This window comes from Acanthopleuribacter pedis (genome assembly GCF_017377855.1).
GTDB lineage: Bacteria > Acidobacteriota > Holophagae > Acanthopleuribacterales > Acanthopleuribacteraceae > Acanthopleuribacter > Acanthopleuribacter pedis.
Genome location: NZ_JAFREP010000014.1, coordinates 19,099 through 39,406 on the forward strand (window position 1 = coordinate 19,099; position 20,308 = coordinate 39,406).

The following is a 20,308-nucleotide window of genomic DNA, read 5'->3' on the forward strand; positions in this document are numbered from 1 at the left end:
TGTTGCGCCTCGGTTGGGCTTAACCTTTGAGGAATACCGTGTCACAACCTACCCCGTCCCTCCAGTCTCCGACGGCTTGGGCCGTGCTCTTGCTCCAAGTACTTTCGACCTTGGCCTTTGCATGGTTCGGCGCGCGCATGCCTTTCGATAATCGCCTCGACCGCTTTGCCGTGAAGGATCGCGACGGGGAACAGCGCCACCAATTGTTCCAAAAGCATTTCGGTCATACGGATACCGCGCTCATTAGCCTTGAATTCCACCGTGCCCCCGAACAAGGCGCGGCGGCTGCCGAGGAACTGTTCGCCCCGTTGCGCAAGGTCCCGGGCGTGGCGCGGCTGATTACCCTCGTCGATGTGGCCGCGCTTGCGGGCGAGGACGCGCCCGACAATCTGCCCTACCCGTTTCCGTTTTGGCAACCCGAGGCCGGTCGCGCCACGGCGCTGGTGTTGCTGGACGACGCCGTGCTCCAAGATACCGTGGTCGCCGCGCTCTACCGCGAATGCGAAGCCCTGATGCGGGAACACCCGGTGCAAGCGGTGTTGGCGGGGGAACCGGTGGTGAACTACCACCTCAATCTGGGGGCGCTTGAGGTGAAATACCGCTTCTTCCCGCTGTTGATCGCGCTTGCCCTGGTGTTGCTCGGCGTGATGTTTCGCGATCTCAAGGTGTTGGCGGTGACCGGTTTGTCGATTGGTTCCGCCTTGGCCTGGACCACCGGGATCATGGCGCTGTTGGGTGAGCGCATGAACCTGGTTACCACCTTGATTCCCGCCTTGGTGTTTGTGCTTGCGCTCGCGATGCAGGTCCACAACCTCATCGCGATGGCGATGACCGGCTCCATGGACGAGGGTTTGCGCCACAAGCTGCGGCCCAACTTTCTGGTCACCCTGACCACCTCGCTTGGGTTCGCCTCGCTGACCACCTCACAGGTGTTGCCGATTGTGACCATGGGCCGCTACATGGCGCTCGGGATTTGGTTGGTTTTCCTGTGGAGCCATCTGACCCACCTCGGCTTATCCCGTTTGATCGGCCTGGCGCCGCGTGCCTCCGCCGGCACCTTCTGGCTGCGGTTCGCCGACCACGGCCTTTACCAACGCTGGCTGCGTATTCCCGCGGTGATGGTACTGCCCTTTTTGATCATTGCCGCCGCGGTTTGGTTGGTGTTCCGGCTGCCGACCGAATCCAACGGGCTGAATTACTTCGATGCGGATCATCCGGTGCGGGTGCAAACGGCTTATTTGCAAAATCATGTTACCGGCGGCAGTCATGTCGAACTGCTCATTCCCCTTCCGCGCGAGGAGGACGAAAACCTGCTCGCGCACTTGGCCGCGATTCGCGCTTTTGAGCGGCAATTGCTCACTTTGGACGGGGTGCGCCACGCTTTTAGCCTGCAGCAATTTATCGCGGTACCGCTTGCGGTCGATGATCTGGCGCTCGCTGATTTGCCCGCGGAGGACGCGCTCGCGGTGGTGGGTGCGGTGGAGGAACAGGCCGCGACGCTCGGCAGTTTGTGGCGGCGCGACGGTTGGTACCGCATTCAGGTATTGGTTGATTCGCTCGACCGGCCGGCTTACCTGGCCTTGGGCGACGCGGTGAAACAAGCCGCCCTGGATCAGGGTGTGCAAGGCGCGCTGGTGCAAACCGGCCCGCTGGACCGGATCGTTGAGGTTCAGGCGTACCTGCTCTCGTCCCTACACACCAGCATGTCCCTGACCGTGGCGGCGGTGTTGGTCATCCTGCTCCTGATCTTTCGCCTGAGCGCACCCTTGCTTGCGCTGATCCTGCCCAACATTTTTCCTCTTGGTTGTGCCGTGGTGGCGATGGTGGTGTTCGATATCCCCATGAGTATTTCCACGGTGATGGTGTTCTCCATTATTTTCGGGATCGCCGTCGACGATACCGTCCATCTGCTGCACACCTATTTGTCCCGTGGCGAAGCCGATTTCCGGGAACGCTGGCGCCAGACCTTGGCGCGGGACGGGGCGGCGGTGTCCCTAACCACCCTGGTGCTGACCTGTGGTTTCGCCATTTTGCTGCTGTCCTCCTTTGCGCCGACCCGCCAGTTCGGGTTGTTGATGGGGGTCGGCATGGTGAGCGCTTTGGTAGGCGACGTCCTGTTTTTACCCTTTCTGTTGCGGTGGCACCGAAAAAAAGGTGAATGACTGGACAGTGTGGACGGCGTTGGGCGGGTGCATTTGCGTTAAGCTGCTGAATCGTCGTCGTTTGGGCGGAGAAAGCCGCGGTCGGCCGTTTTTCTAGCCCGTTGTGTCGGTGATTGGTCTAGGCTAGGGCATTGCCTCACCCAGTTGGTGAGAACCACATCAAGAGGAGGGACCGAAATGGTCGCTGTCGGATCTGAAGCACCCCATTTTGAATTGCCGGCGAACGGCGGGAAAACGATTTCATCCAAGGATTTTGCGGGTAAAACCGTGGTGCTCTATTTCTATCCCAAGGACAACACCAAGGGTTGTACCACCGAGGCCCAGGAGTTCCGTGACAACATTGAAGCCTTCACCAACGCGGGCGCGGTGATTCTCGGCGTATCGCGCGATTCGGTGAAGTCCCACGAGAACTTTATTGCCAAGCAGGAACTTCCTTTCGATTTGATTTCCGACAAAGAGGAAACCCTGTGCAAGGCCTTTGACGTCATTAAAGAGAAAAACATGTATGGCAAAAAGATTTTGGGCATCCAGCGCAGCACCTTTGTGATGAACGGTGACTGGCAGCTCGTGCAGGAATGGCGCAATGTGCGCGTCAAAGGTCACGTCGATAAAGTATTGGCCCACGTGCAAGGCGAAGAATAAAGGCTTTGCGCCTCAAGGAAAGATCGCGTCTTTCCTTGAGGCGGCTGGGTACCTAGCGCGTTCGGGCTAGCGTTGGATGAGCTCGATCATGTAGCCGTTGGGATCTTTGACGAAGGCGATGACCGTGGTGCCGTGTTTCATGGGACCGGCCTCACGCACCACCTGACCCCCTTTTTCCTTGATGGTGTCACAGGTGCCGTAAATGTCTGTAACGGCGAGGGCCACGTGGCCGAAGGCGTCGCCCAGTTCGTACTGGTCGCGGCCCCAGTTGTAGGTGAGTTCGATGGAACCGTCGTCGGCTTCTTCGCCGTAACCGACGAAAGCCAGGGTGAATTTGCCTTCCGGGTAGTCCTTGCGGCTGTGCAATTTCATGCCGAGCACCTCGGTATAAAACGCGATGGATGCGTCCATATCTTTGACGCGCAACATGGTGTGAATCATTTTCATGGGGGTCACCTCGCTGATGAATGGCCGTCAGCTTAACATGTTTTCGTTCGTCTTTTTGTCCGCTTTTGGTGGGATCGGTGCCTGTCCTTCGCCCAGACCACCGGCAGCTAACCACGCTTAAACCAGGGTCCTCGGTGCCTGACCGGCACGGCCTTGCTCAACGCCGGCTCGCGCCTTTGAGAAAAGCGCGGCGAGGCGTTTAAGCCGCGCCCGCGCCATGCCGAAAAGTTATAAGACGGTCTATGGAAGGACCGACCATCGTTGCACCAAGGAGGGTCACGGGATGGATTTAACAGCCGGAAAAGCGGTGAGCGTGCTTAAGCGGGTGGACCGAGAAACCCGCGATTTACTGAACAGCCAAAAAACAAGCGGAAGCGACGGGACACCTTCTGGAAAAGCGAGCGGGGGTCAATTGATCAGCGGCGCCAAGGATGCCTTGGACCAGTCGTTGTTGGATACGGTCGATTTGTCGCCCGGCACCGGCGTATCGCTTTCAGCGGGGGCCGCCGATCTTTTAGGCGAAATGTCCGACAAAATGCAGCCGTTGTTATCCTTGATTGACGGGGCGCTCGGTCGCCAAAAAGGGTTGAACGGGGTACAGCTCGGCGGAGAAAACGCCTCGCTCGACGACTTGCGCGCCGCCTTTGGCGCGGACGGTGTACCTGACGATGTTCAAGCGAAAGCCCAGGAACTCCTGGATACCTACTTTAGCGTGGAAGAAACTTCCGACCGCATTTTCTCCTTTGCCTTCTCCTTTTACGACGGCAGCGAGGATAAAGCAGCCTTCGCCGAGCGCATGGGTTCTTACATTGACGAGGGGTTCCGCCAAGCCGAAAAGCAGCTGGGTGGTTTGGCCGAAATTTCCGTGGACACCTACAAAGCAATCCAGGACCGCATCGACGATTTTGTCGGCGATGACGGCGAAAGCGAAGGCGAACGCCAAACCACGGTGGCAACCCAAGGCCGGGATAACGCGGCCGGCGCCGGCTTGTACACGCGTGGCGGCGCGAATGTCGGCGCCGCGGGTGGTAGCCTCAACAGTTTGTTCTAACCCATTCACAGCAATCCCTACGCAACCGGTCGGCCAACCCAACCCAAGTTAGCCTTTCGCCCTTCTCATGCGGTTCCCGCGAGCGACGACCTGAAGGCGCTCGCGAAATCCGCATGTTCCCACGCCGGCTCCATGCCTCGGGTGCCCGCGGAACCCATCGCAACCCATGACGTCTTCCTAATCAGGACCCCATTTTTTAGACCCTAAACCGTCACGGCAAAACAGGCAAAACCAAAGAGGCACAGCAAAATCGCCCACCCCCAAAGCGCAACCAAGCAAGGCCGGGTAAGTATGGTTCATCGCGACCCAGGCTATCCAAGGCGCGACGTCTGCATGGTAAAAAAAATCGGCAAACCGCCCATCCTCAAAATATCCCCTTATCCTGAGAAATATAAAAATTCCAAGCCAAGCCCTATCGGAACCCCAAGCATTCAAAATCTCAAAGTTAGGTTTTTGTAAGAAAAAGTCGATCATCTATTTGCGGGGATGGAAAAAAAACACCACATTTAAGTTAATCACCCATGCATCCGCGTGGCGTGAGGCACAACTGATTGACCAAAACCCACCATCTCTTGTTTTGGTCATTTACACCGGGATCGCTCACCACGTCCCGGTTTTTTTATGTCCTTATTTTTTGCGTTTCTTGGGTGGGGGCGTTTCTTCTTCCTCGAACTCACCACCCTTGATCAGGGACACCAAATCTTGAATGCTCAGTTTGCCCACGCTTTCCTGGCCTTCCAGTAGGCTTTGCACCAAGTCGCGTTTCCGGGTGTGAATGTTCAGAATGGCTTCTTCTATCGTGTTGGTGGCAACCAAGCGGTAGACCGTGACGGCTTGGGTTTGGCCGATGCGGTGGGCGCGGTCCGTGGCTTGCTCCTCTACTGCCGGGTTCCACCACGGATCCATGTGAATCACGTAGTTGGCGTGGGTCAGGTTGAGACCGGTGCCGCCCGCGCGTAGCGAAACCAAGAAGATCGGCACTTCGCCTTCTTGGAAACGTTTGATAATGGCCTGACGGTGTTTTACCGGCGTTTCGCCCGTCATCATCACATGGGGAATATGGATCCGGTTGAGTTCGCGAGAGATAAGGCTCAAAAAAGAGGTGAACTGGCTGAAAACCAACACACGGTGGTTCTCGCTAACCAGCTCTTCTACCAACTCCGAAAAAATCGTGAGTTTGGCGGAATCACCCTTGTAGCGTTCTTCGCATAAACCCGGATGGCAGGCCATTTGCCGCAGGCGCGTGATGGCCGCGAGCAATTTGAAGCGAATTTTTTCGTCGACCTCGTCCAGCTGGCTGAGGATCCGGTTGCGTTCTGATTCGTATTTGGCCCGTTGCGCGTCACCCAACTCGACCTTCAACACGATGTCGGACCGTTCCGGCAGGTCTTCGAGTACATTGCTTTTGGTACGGCGCAGAATGAAGGGGCGAATCAAGCGGCGCAAGTTCTCGAGCTTGTTCGGATCGCGTGCTTTTTCGATGGGAACCACATAGTTTTTGCGGAAAAACTCCCAGGTGCCCAACAGTTCGGGGTTGAGCATGCGAAAAATACTCCACAGCTCGCCCAAATGATTTTCCAGGGGGGTACCGGTGAGGGCCAAGGTCCATTCGCGGTCGAGTTGGGACACCGCGATGGCCGTTTGCGACAGGGCGTTTTTAATGAACTGGGCCTCGTCGAGGATCAAGGTTCCCCAGCGAATCTGTTTGAGTTTTTCAATGTCCTTCAGGACCAGCGCGTAGCTGATGATCAACACGTCGCCGCCCTTGAGACGGGTAATGCTTTTGTTGCGACGGCCGTCGGCGTAAACGATGGGTTTGAGTTTGGTGGTAAAACGCCCGACCTCTTCCTTCCAGTTAAAACCCACGCTGGCCGGTGCCACCACCAGGGTTGGTCCCGACTTGGCACGGTCCAACAAGACCGCCAGCGCTTGAACCGTTTTTCCCAAACCCATGTCGTCGGCCAAGCAGGCGCCGACACCCAGCTCCGACATGCGTCGCAGCCAACGGTATCCCTCTACCTGGTATTTGCGCAAATCGGCCTTGAGGTCTTTGCTGGGATGGTAGGTTTCGTCTTTTTTGCCGCGCCAATCTTCAATGCGTTCCAACCATTTGGGATCGCCCTCCCAGGCCAAACTCTCCATCTCGGCCAACACCGCCAGAGCCGCCTTTTTGAGGCGCATGCTTTGGTCTTCTTGGTGGACCGCCATTTTGAGTTGGTTGAGTTGACGGCGCAGTTGTTGGTCGATTTGGATCCACTCGCCCTCGCCGACCGCCACGTATTGGGTGCCGGCCAAATGCTGGTCGTCTTCTGGGAAGTGTTGGATCGAAAAAGTTTTCTCGTCCGCCATCAGGTGGATTTTAAGCCAGGCCTTGGAATCGACTTGGACACGCAGGCCGTTGACCTGGGTGATTTGGTGGATTTTGGGTTCGGTGCGTGCCCATTCGATGTGCCATTGCTCGTGTTCCTTCAACCATTCCATCAGGGCCAAGGCCCGTTCCAAATCGTGAATGATGATTTCGCCGTTGCGGTCGGGTTTCTCCTCGTAGGGGAAACGATCCAAAAAGTCGCGCAACAGTTCTTGTTCCGCCGGCAGATCGCGTTCGACGACGATTCCTTTGCCGGTAGACAAATACTGACCGGGCGAACCGGGTAACACGCGGGAGGAAGCGCTGGGGTAGCCGGTGTGGGGGCCCAGGCTGAAGCCCTTGCCCATCTGGAGATCGAGAAGTAGCGACAGGAAGGGTTCTTCCTTTTGAATGATGCCCGCCAGGTCGTCCGGTAACTTGATGTCGAAAAAGCCCTGCAATTGTTCGAGGCGACCGACGTTGTCGAGCAGTTCGTCGCGGGTCATTACCGGTTGGTATTGGTGAACCTCAAGCAGAATGGCGCGACGCATGTGGTCCACCTGGCTAACCAATAGCTCGCCACGCTCGAGATCAATGCCCAGCAAGCCGCCGTCGACCTCGAAGTATCGCAATTCGGGCCGCTCCTCGCCGTCGGGCGTGACAAGGAGGCTGTAGCGCTGGTCGGCGGAACGCAGCTCCAGTTCAATGGTGGCGGTGCGCACGCTTAGGGGCTTTTCGCCCGCGTAGACCCGTGGGTGGTTGAGTAATGAAAGCCAGAAGCCCCAGTTGTAACGCTGTTGGGGTTCGTAATTAGAGTAAAAGAAAACCTGGCGAAAGGTTTTGATGAAGTTCAGCAGGTTTTGGTCCGAGGGGTCGCCCTGGGTAAACTTGTAACTGTCGTTGGCAGTGAGGCGGCGACCGCTGCCGAAAGTGCTGTCGCGAATGTACTTGTGGATCTTGACCACCGGCTCAAGCACCGTATCTTTATCTTCCAACTCGACCGAAAGCCGAAACTGGGCGTTGTGGAAGGCGGGCTGGTTGAGGTGTTTGTCGAGAAAGTCGAGCGTGTTCTGCTGGGTGCCGGGCAACATCTGGGCGTTAACCAAATGTTCGGCGAGGCCGCAGATGTGCTCACACACTGAGCCGCGACGCGCGTAATCGCAAGTGCAAGAGGCGCCGGTAATACTAAAAACCTTGGGATCGAAATCGAAACGAACATCGAGCTGTTGACCACTTTTATCGCGGGTCTTGGCGATGATCATTTCTTCGCGGTCTTCAATCTTGAACTTTCCGACAAATTGGTGGCCGTGGATCTTCAGCGATTCGGGGACCACTTTCAAAAATTCGGCGAGTGCATTGACTCGGTTTTCCAACATGGAATGACGTCACCTTAGGTATGGGGAATCGGCGGCGCACGCGACGACCAACAGCGTCAGGGGCTCATCGTGCGGCAAGGGCGGGGCAGGGGCCCGCTCGCCACGGAACAAGGCGAGCCTGATGTTCCAAGATTCGTGAAACCTGGAGCCGGAGCGGGTCAAGCCGCGACGATGTGTGCCGGTGAACGTGAAACATGAGTGAACGCTGTTCCGCGGGAACCAAAAAAGGTAAGACGGGTGAAACCAGTCATTCAGCCTGAGCTTAAACACGATCTCGTCTATTATAGCGAGTGAGTTTGGTCGCGATATAAAAAAACGTTTCACCGGGCTGGAAAGGTCGCGTTGCGGCAAGGGAAAGAAGGGGGATGTGCTCGGAGAAATTCTGGTTAATCTCTTGGTGTGTATAGGGTTAGGTGGTTTGGTCGGCGCCCTTCAGCTTCGGTCTGGGCAAAAGTAAATAAGCGTCGTTTTGATGCGTTGTGATATTGAATTTGACAGATTCGTCATAGTATTGTTTTTCTATTTTGGCGGCAGGCAAATCCTTTATTTTACAGGAAAAGCGCCGGCGAGCCTAATTTTCTTGATTGGCGAGTTGGAGGTTTGGAAGGGGATCGCCGGTTTGCTTCTCCCCATGCTTGGCTGCCGGGTTGCGCGTTGTGGCGCCCTGGGCCGAGGCTCGCCCCGGCGGGGACCCTTGCCGAAACCATGGATTGGGTGTTGTCGTCGAACCTTGATCCTTGCTTCCACTGGGGTTACTTATCACAGCGTTTTTGGTATGATGGCGGCGCGCCTATGCTTGGTTCGACCTAACCCTGGGAATGGCTCACTATTTGGTTGAACCCTAGGGGTGCGATAAGAGCGAGGGGTTTTAGCTAAAGATCTGGAGCGAAATGGTTTGGAAAAAGCGAGCCGGGGTCGCGCCCGACCACACCCACTGGGTGCGGTGAGTTTTGTTACAGACCGTTGCAGCCCAAAGGTTTAGCTAAAATCACCGCGTCAGCGCTTCTTAGCTTGAAACGTCTTTGAACGCGGCTTTTCGGTCTGAAGAAAGGTTGCGGGTTTTTCGCGGGGATCGCGTGGGAGACGGGGTCTCGAAGTTTTGTCGGTTCTTTCCCTTAATGCTCGTTTCATTTTTCCCGAAAGAGATGTTAACGAGGGAAATGGATTGGCGGGGTTTCCGTTTCAGTTCACTGCCTCGTAAACTGCCACGAGGTAGGATTCCTGATGACGTTTCCTGATATGTGTTCCGCCGGGTTTGGACAGAGTCTTGGTTTGGCTTTCTCCGAGTTGGTAACGGGGGCTTGGTATGCAGTGGATCGATAGTGCCGGGATTTACAAAAGTCTCGAGGACGAAAAAATCATCATGTTCTACAAAGGTCCGGTGCCGCAAGAGACCTTGGTCGACATGGGCGCTTTTCTAAAGAGCATGCTCTATGGGAACCCGCGTATCAAAACCATCTTCGCCATCTTTGTGGAGATGGCCCACAACATCCTCTACCACTCAGCCGAGCGCGAGGTGGTTGATCTGGAAGGCAACGACATTGGTGTCGGTTTGATCATTTTACGTGAGCAGCCTCATCATTTCGTTTTAAAATCCTGCAATCCCCTCAACCGGGATGACGTTTCCGAATTGCGGCGCAAGCTGGGAGAAATCAAAGATCTCAGCAATGAAGAACTGCGGAAGCTTTACGTCAGCAAACGCAAAACCGGTGAAAACCGCACCCAAAAAGGCGCGGGATTGGGTTTGATTGAAATCGCCAAACGGGCCGATACCCAGCTCGATTTCGATATCCAATCCTTTAACGACCAATTCGACTTGCTGAATCTCACCGCTACGATTGCTAAAGGAGGATAGGTTTGCAAAGTCTATCATTAGCCCGCTCGGTCGACACCCCCGAGGTGGCGTTCGATCCCGAAAGCGGCAACTTCCGCTTAGAAGGCGAATCTTATCCCGAGAACGCGCTCGACTTTTACGGCAGCGTGTTTGAGTGCTTGAACCAATACATCGAACGCACCCAAGGGCCGATTGAAGCGCACTTCAAGCTTTCCTACTTCAATTCGAGTTCGTCTAAGTGTTTGTTGGACATTTTTGACATTTTTGAAGCCTACAGTTCGGTGGGCGGCAAGGTGGCCGTTCACTGGCATTACCAAAAGGATGACGAGGATATCAAAGAAAGCGGCGAGGATTTTGCCGATGACTTGAGCCTCGAATTCCAGCTTATTCCCTTTGACTAAGTCACGGCCGGGTTGACCGGTTGCCATTGGATACCGCGTTTTTCAAGCTTTAGCCACCGATCACCGAGGAAACTTGAATGAGGGATGCATTGCCAAAAATGAGCATTAGGACCGCGGTGGCGCCGTGGCTGGGGAGCCGTGCATGAAACCCTCGGAAAGTGTATATCAACACGAGTTGGAAATTCAGCGACGGGCCGAGGTGATTTGCCAAAACCCGCCGGAACAATTTGAGGAGCTCCTTAAAGAGTACCTGGGCCTGACCCAGCACTACACCAAGTTGCTCAAAAACACGATTAAACTAACCTCGGTTGGTGACGGCGCCCAGCGCAAGCTCGTCCGTGCTCGCAACGACTTGCTTAAAGCCAAGCGCCGCTTGGAAGACGCCAGCTTTACCGATGCGTTAACCGGGGTGCGCAACCGCCGGTTTTTGCTCGACTTCATCGATAACGAGGTCAAGTCGGTGCTCAACAACGACAGTGAGTTGGGCGACCACAACCTGTTGTTTCTCATGATCGATATCGACCATTTTAAACAGGTCAACGACACCTACGGCCATCCGGTCGGCGACACCGTCCTGGTTCAATTTTCCAACCTGGTCTCCGCCGCATGTCGCAAGTCCGATACCTTGGTGCGCTGGGGTGGCGAGGAATTTTTAGTGGTTTGTCGCGATTCCGACCAAGCCTATCCAGCCAAGTTGGCCGAGCGACTGCGTTCCCAGGTGGAACAAAACGAGTTTGATATCGGCGAGGGCCGTGTTTTGAAATGTTCCTGTAGCATCGGTTTCGCCGGTTTTCCTTTTTATCCGCCTTTCCCGGGTTACTTCGGTTGGTCGCAAATCATCGACATGGCCGATCAAGCGCTTTACATTGCCAAAAAATCCGGCCGCAACGCCTGGGTTGGGGTTCAGCCCGGCAAGCAGGTTCACCACGGTGCCACGCCGCCGACTGATTACCATTTGAAACGGCTTTACGGTGATAAATGGGTACAGTTCCAAACCTCATTGGGTGACGACGCCCGACTCGTTTTTTGAGGCGGGGTTCCTGATGGGCGAAAACAAGCGGCAAATCCGCGGTTTGTTCCGCAATGAATACGAAACCATCGAACGGGCCGAGGCTTTTTTGGAAATGGGCGGTTTCTCCGATGAAGGGCGCCACGAGTTTGATTTACTGCTGGAGGGGTACCGCAAGTTGCTGCGGGCGACCGGCAAAATGACGCGCATGAACGATTCAAACCAACGCAAATTACACAACGCCTTGTCGCAGATTAACGCCCAAAAAGAAGAGTTGCAGATGCGCAAAGAACACCTGCGCAAGCTGAACCGCGCCAAGGACGAAATTTTGGGCATTGTGGCCCACGACCTGCGCACACCGGTAAACACGGCGCACGGATACAGCGAGATCTTGGCCGATGAATTTGAAGAGGTGCTGGGTCCCGAGGGCCTGCACGTCTTGGGTAAAATCAAAAAAAGCTGCACCAATATGAACACCCTCATCAATGATTTGCTGGAGGTCGCCAAGCTGGAGGGTGAAGATTTCGAATTGCCCCTTGCCGATGCGGCTTTTTCGGCCTTGGTCCGAGAAAACGTGGGTGACTTTCGCGCCATGGCGGCGCGAAAGAACCTGACCCTGGTGTTGCACCTCCCGGAGAAGGATCATTTGGTTCCGCTGAACCGCGAGCGTTTTCGGCAGATTTGCGAAAACCTGTTGTCCAACGCCATCAAGTTCACCAACGAAGGCGGGCGCATTGATGTCACCGTTTTGTTCCAAATGAACCGCGCCCGGCTCTGCATCCGCGATACCGGGATCGGCATACCCAAGAATTTTTTACCGCACCTGTTTGACAAATTCACCGTGGCGGGTCGCAAGGGGACCGGTGGCGAGGCGTCGACCGGTTTGGGCATGAGCATCATTCAGAACTTGGTCCTGCTGCATCAGGGGCGCATTTGGGTTGAATCCGAGGAAGGCGTGGGCACCAGCTTTTTTATCGAGATTCCCATGAGCGGCGCCCGTTAAGCGCCTGTCTTGCGCCGATTGGTCCCCGTGCCCAGGCCGGTGTCGCCGTCGCGATGGTTGACCTTTGCACCGTGCTGCCTATAATAATTCCCTTGCTTTGATCCCAGGGTTGAACCCAAAGGTACAAAGCGTCTTCTGTTTGTTGGTCTCAGCCCAAGCCTGGCTGTAGCCCTCGATTGTTGTGATTCAAGCGCCGTTTGACGTGCGGTGCTTCAGGAGGTAGCCGATTGTTTTTTGAAGGCTCGGAGAAAAAAATCGAAATCTTGTTGAAACCCGGAACAACGCCGTTGCGGCGTCACCCGGACATTGATTGGCATCATGTGGTCTCGCTGGCGCGTGCCACCGTGTTGTCGACCGTTTCTAATGAGCTTTGTGATGCCTACCTGCTTTCAGAATCCAGCTTGTTTGTGTTTCAGCACCGGGTGGTGATGATTACCTGTGGCACCACCTCATTGGTCGCGGCCGTGGAAGAAATGTTGCGCACCTTTAACCGCGACGACATTTTGTTTTTGATGTACGAACGCAAAAACGAGTTATCACCCGAGGATCAGCACAGCGATTACGAGGAAGACGCGCGACGCTTGCGTCGTTTTGTGCCGGGGAATACCACCATTTTCGGCAAAGAAAACGACCACTACGTGGCGGTTTTTCACTACGGACCTGACTGCCAACCCCAAGCAACCGACATGACGCTTGAAGTGCTGATGCACGAAATTGACCGAGAAGCCGCGGCGCCGTTTATGCAAGCCGATATCGGTAAACCGGCACTTTACGAACGGACCGGTGTGAACCGAATTTTTGATGAATTCGCCATCGATGATTTTATCTTCGATCCCATGGGTTATTCGCTGAATGGGATTTGCGAACGCGAATACTACACCTTTCACATCACACCCCAATCAGAATGTTCTTATGCCAGTTTTGAAACCAACCGTGTCTTTGGCGAAGGCGAACTGGAAGCCACGCTCAACAAGGTGTTGGCTATTTTTCGGCCGCGCATTGTGACTGCCGTGTACTTCGACAAAAACGCCGCGGGTATTGCCGTGCCGACCGGTTATTCGGCCCGAACCGCCAGCCAACAACGTTTTTGCGGGTTCGACGTTTTGTTTGCCAACTACCGCAAGGCTTAAGGTCCCAAACCTAGATGACCTTAGACGACGCTCCTTTTGGGTTGAGGGTCGTCATTACCAAGGTGTGCCGCCGATGTGGTCGCCGTCAAAAGAAGGAAGGACAAGAAAATGGACGTAAATACTTCCACGCAATCGGAGCTGGATCTTTGGGCAGAAGAGTTTATCGGCGATTTTGCCTCGCAGCGCTACCGGGTGATTGAAACCCTGCATGTTTCCCAAACCAAATTCCAAAAGTTGAGCCTGGTGAAAACCGCCGGCCACGGGAAGGTGCTGTTTCTCGACGGCTTGGTGATGTGTTCAGAGCGGGACGAGTTCGTATACCACGACATGATCGCCCATGTACCCATGTTCGTGCATCCCAACCCGAAACGCGTTTTGGTGATTGGCGGCGGCGACGGCGGGACGGCCCGCGAGGTGTTGCGCCACCAAGGTGTAGACCGTTGTGTCATGGTGGAAATCGACGGGGAAGTGGTCGACGTATGTCGCGAGCATTTCAAGCAAACCTCGTGCAGCTTCGACGATCCTCGCCTGGAACTGCGCATTGAAGACGGCGTGAAGTTCATGGCCGAAACCCAAGAGACCTTTGACCTCATCTTGGTGGACAGCACCGATCCCATCGGTCCGGCCACGCCGCTGTTTGGTGAAGCCTTTTACAACAACGTCAAGCGGGTTTTGGCGGATGACGGCATGGTTGTCGCCCAAGGCGAAACGCCCTTCTACGAGGAGGAAGCACAGCGTTTAATTCTGCAAAACCTGGCCAAATCCTTCGACAATCGCTACATGTACAACTACAACAACCTCTGTTATCCCGGCGGTTTGTGGTCTTTTGTTGTGGCCACCAAAGGCTTGTGCCCCATGGGCGACTTCGACGAGGCGCGCATTGCCGCTTCCGGTTTGACCTTCGACTATTACAACGCCGAGGTCCACCGCGCCGCTTTTGCTCTGCCGCAATTTCAGCGCAACAACCTCGGTGATCTGTTGACCCCGTTCAAAAAGTAAGCGGACCGCCGCGCGCCGGCGCGACCTTTGGGCTACGGGTGCCTTGCCAAAAAAGGATTGACCCTTGCAGAAAAGCCTGATAATGTCCTTAATTCGTGCCTGCCGCGATTTTTGTTGGAGGATTCACTCACAATGCAAGTGTTACTGAAAGAAGCCGTGGTCAAATTAGGTAATCGCGGAGATGTGGTTAAAGTAGCTCCTGGCTACGCTCGCAACTATTTGTTGCCCAAAAGCCTTGCCGTCCTGGTTACCGAAGGGAATAAGCGTCAGCTCGAAATCGAGAAACGCAATTACGAAAAACGCCTGCTCGAAACCAAAGCTGTTGCTGAAGAAGCAAAAGCACGTTTGGAAGAGATCCATTTGGAAGTTGAAAAACGTGCCGGCGACAACGGTTCGTTGTTCGGTGGTGTCACCGTTCACGAAATTCACCGTGCGTTGCTCACCGAAGGTTTCGAAGTGGAGCGTCGCGTTATTGAACTGCCCCACATCAAAGAGTTGGGTGAGTACACCGCCTCTGTTCGTTTGCACCCCGAGGTCAGCGCTGAGTTTTCGATTACCGTAAAGCCGGTTGCCTAAGCCGCCGCTTTTCCGACCACTACCAATTACTAAAAAACGCACTTCTCGTAGGTGCGTTTTTTATTTGGTGGGTCGGCCCTGGGGGGCGGTCGGGTGATTGGGTCTTGGCCGCGGCGCCGCGCGGGCCATCGACTCAGCCCGCGTCGTCCAACATTGCGTCTACCATTTTTCGGACCGTGCTTGCCGCGTAATTTTTGGGCATGATTTCCGAGGCGGCAGCTTCCAATCGATACGCGCCCTCCATCGCGGCAAGAATCACGGCCGCGGTCTTTTTGGCGTCCGCCTCATTTATTAAAGTGGCCAGCAAATCACTTAGTATTTGCATCTGGGTCTCGATGGCCCGGCTATAGAGTTCGCGGACTTTTTCCTGACGGAGGGCTTCGGTCCCGATGACGACCCAGGCGGCGACCGCCTTCGGATCGGCCCCGTCGCCCAGTGCCAAACGTGCCGTAATGAACGCGTGAATTTTGGCGCGCGGATCGGTGAGGCCTTCCGACAAGTGGTCGTAACGTGCTCGCGCATGATCGGCGAGCTGTTCGATCAAGGCGTGGAGGATCTCCGCCTTGTTTTTGAAGTGGTAGTGGATCAAGCCCGGGCTGAGCTTGGCTGCCTCGGCGATGGTGCGGATAGAGGCTTTTTCAAAGCCGTGCGCACTCATGACCTGGAGCAAGGCAGTCACAATTTGTTCCCTGCGTGTGTCCGTGTTTTTATGGCGACCCATGAAGATACTCCCGGCGCGAAACGGTGTTTCGACCAGCATGGTTGTCTTTTTTTGGTTAGTCAACCAAAAAAAACTTGCCCGAGGCTCTTGTTGCGCTTATATTTTGGTTGGTTGACCAAATAAAAAAGGAGGGCCCATGCACTTGTTTTTCGATCTAATTCCCGGTCTGTCCGTCACCTGTCGTGTCTTTCCCGGCCTGTTCTCCCCGCGTGAATGTCGCGACCTTATCGCCCTGGCTTCTGGGACCGGTTTCGCTGATCCATCGCGCGATTACCCGCCCTCCTACCGCAACAACGACCGTTTGGTTCGTGACGACCCGGGCTTGGCCGATACCTTGTTTCACCGGCTTCGCGAGCCCCTCATCGCCTCGGGTGTCCCTGAACTCGGCGCCGGCGCTTGGGTGGGGCTCAATCCCCGTTTTCGTTTCTGCCGTTACCGGAAGGGGCAGTTTTTCTCGCGCCACCGCGACGGCGCCTATCGGCCCTCGTCGGGCACGGCCTCAAAGCTAACCTTTATGCTTTACCTCAATGACGGTGAAGCCTTCACCGGGGGCCATACCGATTTCTACGAGGGCCCGGGATTGGACGCCCGGCGTCTGGCCTCCTACCGGCCTGAATGTGGCAGCCTCATTGTTTTTGATCACACACTTTGGCACGAAGGGAGCCCGGTTCATGAAGGCGAAAAATACATCATGCGCAGCGATTTCCTGATTCGGGAAGCTGGGAACCCATCCTGCACGCCGGACCACCCGCCCGCGCACGATCTGTACCGCGGTCATCGGGGCTATATTTGGGCTTTGCAAGCTTTGGTCGATGGTGCTTTGGCGAGTGGATCGCGTGATCGAACCATTCGCATTTGGGCGCCTTCTGGTAAAACCCGGCAAACCCTGCGAGGGCATCAGCTCTCCGTGCTCGCACTCGCGGCGCCGCGCCCGGGGGTGTTGGTCTCCGGTTCCAGGGATCGTACCGTCAAGGTATGGGTGAATGGAGACAAGGGCTTTCAATGTGAAAGGACGAGCCGAATTCACCAAGCTGCTGTGATTTCACTGGTTTCGTTGCAGCCCGACACCTATGCATCCGCGGATGCCGCGGGCCGCATCGCCGTGCATCGCCTGGGTGGGGGCACCCCGCGGATCATGGATGCGGGGTCCTGGGTTTGGGGGCTGGCGTGTCTTTCACCGGATCGGCTGGCCTCCGTCTCCGAAGATGGGACCCTTATCATTTGGGAATGGGCGCAAGGGCGGCGTGTCTTGACGCGCCGGTTTCCCTATCGCTTGAACTCGGTTGCTTTCGCCCCGAATTGCTTGATCCTTGGGGACTCAAACGGCTCGATTCATGGATTTATCAACGAGCCGGAATGTGATCGACTGAATGCCCGACCAGAATGGTCGTTTTCAATACACAGAGGCGCGGTCCGCTGTCTTTTTGCCCTTCCAAGCGGTGGCACGATGAGCGGCGGTGAAGATGGTGTCCTGCGCGTCACTAAGCGGATGGGGCCGGTTCCCGCCGGGAAAATGGCGCATCTGGATTTTGTAACTTCCGTGGCGCAACTTCGCGACGGTAGTTTTGTCAGTGGGTCCTATGACGGTACGATTCAACGATGGGATGCGACATCTTGGGCGCGTGGTTCGAACGAGCTCGATACGGCGCTATCTGATCGTTTCCCGCGCATGAGCGGTGTTCTTTGAGAAGTCTCGGCTTGGGTGTGGTTACGCGATGCGAAATCGTGCACACCCGTCGCCCGGAACCTTTCACGAATGTTAAGGTCTTTTTTATCCGTGTGTGCAACGAGCCTTTCCCCAGTGGCCTTCTCTCGCTGGAAGAGGCGGGATTCGATAAAGGCGCAGTTTGAATCGGGATAGGTGTTTCATGCTGCGTTTTTACCTAAGAGGCGCGATAAGAGAGAGGGATTTTGGCTAAAGATCTGGAGCGAAATGGTTTGGGAAAAGCGGGCCGGGGTCGCGCAGGACGCGCACCCACTGGGTGCGGTGAGCATTTTCACAGATCGCTTCAGCCCAGAGGATTAGCTAAAATCACCGCGTCAGCGCTTCTTAGGTTTTATCCATAATCCGAAAACCGTTCTCCAAGTGTGCCTCAGGGGTTGCTTGGTAAACTTGTAAATGAATCAGAGTCACAGGATTGTGTGGATTAATCCGTCTTGTCGCTTTTGTTCTTTTGTAGGGGGGGCATCTTTTCAGTGTCAACCAAGATGCAAGTGTAGTGTTCTATTAATTCATCATTATGGGTCGTTTCTGCGGCCTCTTTTCCAGTTTTTGCAAAAGTCTGAAACCACCGAAGGTGAGTGTCCTTGTTTGTATCTAAACATGATAATGAAAATTCAATAACTTCTATTGCTGTACTCGGATCGTTTGCTTTGAGATGAAAAGATGCAAGAGCTGAGAGGCTGCCAAGTGTAGATATGTTATCGTTGCCATATACCTCTTGCTTCTTAATGACTATTGTCTCGGTTACTGAGATTGCTTCTTGATCCATGCCGATCTCTGACAGACTTATAGCGAGATTAGTTTGTGCTGAAAAATAATAGTGGTGACCAGTTAATCCAAGTTCTGAAACCTTGATCTGCAAGCTTGATATCCAGTCAATGGCCCTTTTGAATTCTTTGTTCTGAGTGAGGCAGTATCCCCAATTTAGCTGTGAGGTTATTACATCGGGGTGATCCTTGCCGTGAGTTTTAATAATTTGACCTAAATAGAAATCAAATGTCGTCTTAGCGTTTTTGAAATCTTTGGTTTGGCACTGGCACATTGCGAGATTTAACGTTGAAACTAGGGCAGATGAATTGAGTGTTTTGAAATGGGTTTGTGATATTTCTGACGCTTTCCTGAAATATGGAATAGCTTCGTTACAGCCCTTGGATATTGCTTGAAAGGATCCATAAGCTCCGTGGAAATTAATTAGATGGTGATTTTTGTTTTTGACAAGATCCCAGTCAGTTTCTTCAAGTTTTTTGAAGATGCCTTCTGCCTTGTTAAAATTAGATCGTCGGTATGAAACAACAGAAAAAGCATTCAATAAGCGAATGTAACTCTCATCTTCTGGCGGTAGCATTGATTCAAATATTGGAAGTGCTTCTGTTAATGCCCAATCAGCGTCCTTGTATTTTCCAAGAGCCCTCGCCGAAAAGGCGTAATCAACGAGTATCTTATTGGCAGTAAGAGAGTTTTGGCCTTCCTCCTTGATGTAATTATCATAAGCAGCTCTTAAGTAATGTTCTGACTTTTTGTATTCCCCGGTCCATTGGTAGACGTTTCCAATATATCGCAGTATTCTTTTGTCCAGGGAATTTGCGTTTTCATCAGCTGGGGCAAAGTGGTTTAATCGATCAATTACTCGATTTTGCCTTCCTGCGTAGTTGTTTTCGAAGGTCATGAAAGCATTTAAATATTTTAGGTTTTTCCTTGCAGTGTTGGTTTCTCTGATGGCTTGTGCTTCTCTTTCCTTGGCTTCGATGTAGCCAAAGACTAAGCCTATTAAACTGAAGAAAATTCCGGCTGTGGTGAGGGTAAGGCCTGAAACGATTGCTCGATTTCTTTTCGTGAATCGAACGGTCTGGTAAATCCATGTCTGGGGGCCGGCGTCTATCGGGAGACCGTTAAGGAAACTATTGATATCCTCGGCGAGTAGGTCCGCGCCTTGGTAGCGGCGTTCGCGATTTTTCTCCAGTGCTTTGAGGACAATCCAGTCGAGATCACCACGATAGTATTTACTAAGAGGCGCGACTGATTCCTTATTCTTTAATATCATTGAATGACCTATCGCTTTGTGACGAATGGCTTTGCTTGGTTTTTCAGGCTCGTAATCGCGTACTAATTCGAATGCTTGGTCCCAGGAGACTGACCGGATGCGTTTCTCATCAATCAGACGTTTTCCAACCAGCATTTCGTAGAGAACGACACCCAAGCTGTAGATGTCACTGCGCACGTCTATGTCATCATCGTCTAGACGCGTTTGTTCAGGGCTCATGTAACCCAAGGTACCCAATGCAAGTGCAGGTTCGGCTGTCTTTGTAACTAAAGTTACCCGCTCAAGGCTCGATTTTCCCTCCGCGGTGCTTTTGGCGATACCGAAATCTATAATTTTAGGCGACGCCTCGCCATCAACATTGCAAACTAATATATTGGCCGGCTTTATGTCGCGGTGGATTACCCCGCGTTGGTGTGCGAAATGTACCGCGTTACATATCTTCTTAAACAGCTTCAAGCATTCAGGCACGGTAAGACGATGTTTCCTGACATATTCTATTAGGCTCGCGCCCTCCACGTATTCCATTGCGAACCAGTCCTCATTGTCGGTGCGCGTGCCTGATAGGTAAATCGTGGCGATGTTGGGATGGTTAAGCGCGGCTAGGGTTCGCAGTTCCATTTTAAATCGGCGGCGCATGAGGTGAGTAGACGCTTCGCACCGCATGACTTTTATGGCAACTTTTTTGTTGATAGGTCCGCTTTGGCGGCCTTCATAAACCCGACCCATGCCACCGCTGCCTATTAAACGCACAATCTGATAAGGTCCGAGTTGAGCGCCGATAAGCGGATCGCTCTGGGTGGACGGTTCTTCTGTCGAAACCTTCTTTTCTGACATGAAAGTTTTACC

At 54.1% G+C, this 20,308-nt stretch carries 15 protein-coding genes; 11 read left to right on the forward strand and 4 right to left on the reverse strand.

The annotated features are described in order from the left end of the window. Positions 1–38 precede the first annotated feature (38 nt). Together J3U88_RS14845 and J3U88_RS14850 are read left to right on the forward strand one after the other, a co-directional pair. Positions 39–2,162: an efflux RND transporter permease subunit gene (locus tag J3U88_RS14845; RefSeq protein WP_207859654.1), complete on the forward strand. Its 2,124-nt coding sequence runs from the start codon at positions 39–41 to the stop codon at positions 2,160–2,162. A gap of 177 nt (positions 2,163–2,339) precedes the next feature. Then, on the forward strand, positions 2,340–2,804 hold the full coding sequence (locus J3U88_RS14850; protein ID WP_207859655.1) for a peroxiredoxin: 465 nt from the start codon (positions 2,340–2,342) through the stop codon (positions 2,802–2,804). Positions 2,805–2,870: 66 nt separating this feature from the next. Here J3U88_RS14850 and gloA read toward each other — a convergent pair whose 3' ends face one another. Next, on the reverse strand, positions 2,871–3,251 hold the full coding sequence (gene gloA, locus J3U88_RS14855) for a lactoylglutathione lyase (protein WP_207859656.1): 381 nt from the start codon (positions 3,249–3,251) through the stop codon (positions 2,871–2,873). 283 nt (positions 3,252–3,534) lie between these two features. Between gloA and J3U88_RS14860 the strand changes: the two genes are divergently transcribed. After that, the gene (locus J3U88_RS14860) at positions 3,535–4,302 is read left to right on the forward strand and encodes a hypothetical protein (RefSeq protein WP_207859657.1); all 768 of its coding nucleotides are present in this window, start codon (positions 3,535–3,537) and stop codon (positions 4,300–4,302) included. A 627-nt stretch (positions 4,303–4,929) separates the two neighbouring features. Here J3U88_RS14860 and J3U88_RS14865 read toward each other — a convergent pair. Continuing rightward, positions 4,930–8,025 (reverse strand): DEAD/DEAH box helicase, encoded by a 3,096-nt coding sequence (locus J3U88_RS14865; protein WP_207859658.1) that lies wholly within the window; start codon positions 8,023–8,025, stop codon positions 4,930–4,932. Between the two features lie 1,306 nt (positions 8,026–9,331). Here J3U88_RS14865 and J3U88_RS14870 point away from each other — a divergent pair. The 7 genes from J3U88_RS14870 (at position 9,332) to rplI (ending at position 14,977) form a co-directional block, all read left to right on the forward strand. Next, entirely contained in the window at positions 9,332–9,880 is a 549-nt protein-coding gene (locus tag J3U88_RS14870) for a SiaB family protein kinase (protein WP_207859659.1), read from the forward strand. Between the two features lie 2 nt (positions 9,881–9,882). Further along, positions 9,883–10,260, forward strand: a complete 378-nt coding sequence (locus J3U88_RS14875; RefSeq protein ID WP_207859660.1) for a DUF1987 domain-containing protein — start codon at positions 9,883–9,885, stop codon at positions 10,258–10,260. 142 nt (positions 10,261–10,402) lie between these two features. After that, positions 10,403–11,290, forward strand: a complete 888-nt coding sequence (locus tag J3U88_RS14880) for a GGDEF domain-containing protein (RefSeq protein WP_207859661.1) — start codon at positions 10,403–10,405, stop codon at positions 11,288–11,290. Positions 11,291–11,303: 13 nt separating this feature from the next. Then, positions 11,304–12,272, forward strand: a complete 969-nt coding sequence (locus J3U88_RS14885) for a sensor histidine kinase (RefSeq protein ID WP_207859662.1) — start codon at positions 11,304–11,306, stop codon at positions 12,270–12,272. Positions 12,273–12,499: 227 nt separating this feature from the next. Next, positions 12,500–13,402 carry a hypothetical protein gene (locus J3U88_RS14890; RefSeq protein ID WP_207859663.1) on the forward strand — a complete coding sequence of 301 codons (903 nt, stop codon included), beginning with the start codon at positions 12,500–12,502 and terminating at the stop codon, positions 13,400–13,402. Between the two features lie 108 nt (positions 13,403–13,510). Further along, positions 13,511–14,401, forward strand: a complete 891-nt coding sequence (speE, locus tag J3U88_RS14895; RefSeq protein ID WP_207859664.1) for a polyamine aminopropyltransferase — start codon at positions 13,511–13,513, stop codon at positions 14,399–14,401. A gap of 27 nt (positions 14,402–14,428) precedes the next feature. Beyond that, on the forward strand, positions 14,429–14,977 hold the full coding sequence (gene rplI / locus J3U88_RS14900; protein WP_207859665.1) for a 50S ribosomal protein L9: 549 nt from the start codon (positions 14,429–14,431) through the stop codon (positions 14,975–14,977). A 133-nt stretch (positions 14,978–15,110) separates the two neighbouring features. Here rplI and J3U88_RS14905 read toward each other — a convergent pair whose 3' ends face one another. Then, positions 15,111–15,698, reverse strand: coding sequence for a TetR/AcrR family transcriptional regulator (locus tag J3U88_RS14905; RefSeq protein ID WP_207859666.1), 588 nt, complete (start codon positions 15,696–15,698; stop codon positions 15,111–15,113). A gap of 136 nt (positions 15,699–15,834) precedes the next feature. Between J3U88_RS14905 and J3U88_RS14910 the strand changes: the two genes are divergently transcribed. Beyond that, the gene (locus tag J3U88_RS14910; RefSeq protein ID WP_207859667.1) at positions 15,835–17,385 is read left to right on the forward strand and encodes a 2OG-Fe(II) oxygenase; all 1,551 of its coding nucleotides are present in this window, start codon (positions 15,835–15,837) and stop codon (positions 17,383–17,385) included. 460 nt (positions 17,386–17,845) lie between these two features. Here J3U88_RS14910 and J3U88_RS14915 read toward each other — a convergent pair whose 3' ends face one another. After that, positions 17,846–20,296, reverse strand: coding sequence for a serine/threonine protein kinase (locus tag J3U88_RS14915; protein WP_207859668.1), 2,451 nt, complete (start codon positions 20,294–20,296; stop codon positions 17,846–17,848). Positions 20,297–20,308: the final 12 nt, after the last annotated feature.

What these genes read in the sequence shown, in the direction of transcription:
- J3U88_RS14850 (WP_207859655.1), top strand. Translation starts at nt 2,340, where the DNA reads ATGGTCGCTGTCGGATCTGAAGCACCCCATTTTGAATTGCCGGCGAAC.
- gloA (WP_207859656.1), bottom strand. Translation starts at nt 3,251, where the DNA reads ATGAAAATGATTCACACCATGTTGCGCGTCAAAGATATGGACGCATCC.
- J3U88_RS14860 (WP_207859657.1), top strand. Translation starts at nt 3,535, where the DNA reads ATGGATTTAACAGCCGGAAAAGCGGTGAGCGTGCTTAAGCGGGTGGAC.
- J3U88_RS14865 (WP_207859658.1), bottom strand. Translation starts at nt 8,025, where the DNA reads ATGTTGGAAAACCGAGTCAATGCACTCGCCGAATTTTTGAAAGTGGTC.
- J3U88_RS14870 (WP_207859659.1), top strand. Translation starts at nt 9,332, where the DNA reads ATGCAGTGGATCGATAGTGCCGGGATTTACAAAAGTCTCGAGGACGAA.
- J3U88_RS14880 (WP_207859661.1), top strand. Translation starts at nt 10,403, where the DNA reads ATGAAACCCTCGGAAAGTGTATATCAACACGAGTTGGAAATTCAGCGA.
- J3U88_RS14885 (WP_207859662.1), top strand. Translation starts at nt 11,304, where the DNA reads ATGGGCGAAAACAAGCGGCAAATCCGCGGTTTGTTCCGCAATGAATAC.
- speE (WP_207859664.1), top strand. Translation starts at nt 13,511, where the DNA reads ATGGACGTAAATACTTCCACGCAATCGGAGCTGGATCTTTGGGCAGAA.
- J3U88_RS14905 (WP_207859666.1), bottom strand. Translation starts at nt 15,698, where the DNA reads ATGGGTCGCCATAAAAACACGGACACACGCAGGGAACAAATTGTGACT.
- J3U88_RS14910 (WP_207859667.1), top strand. Translation starts at nt 15,835, where the DNA reads ATGCACTTGTTTTTCGATCTAATTCCCGGTCTGTCCGTCACCTGTCGT.
- J3U88_RS14915 (WP_207859668.1), bottom strand. Translation starts at nt 20,296, where the DNA reads ATGTCAGAAAAGAAGGTTTCGACAGAAGAACCGTCCACCCAGAGCGAT.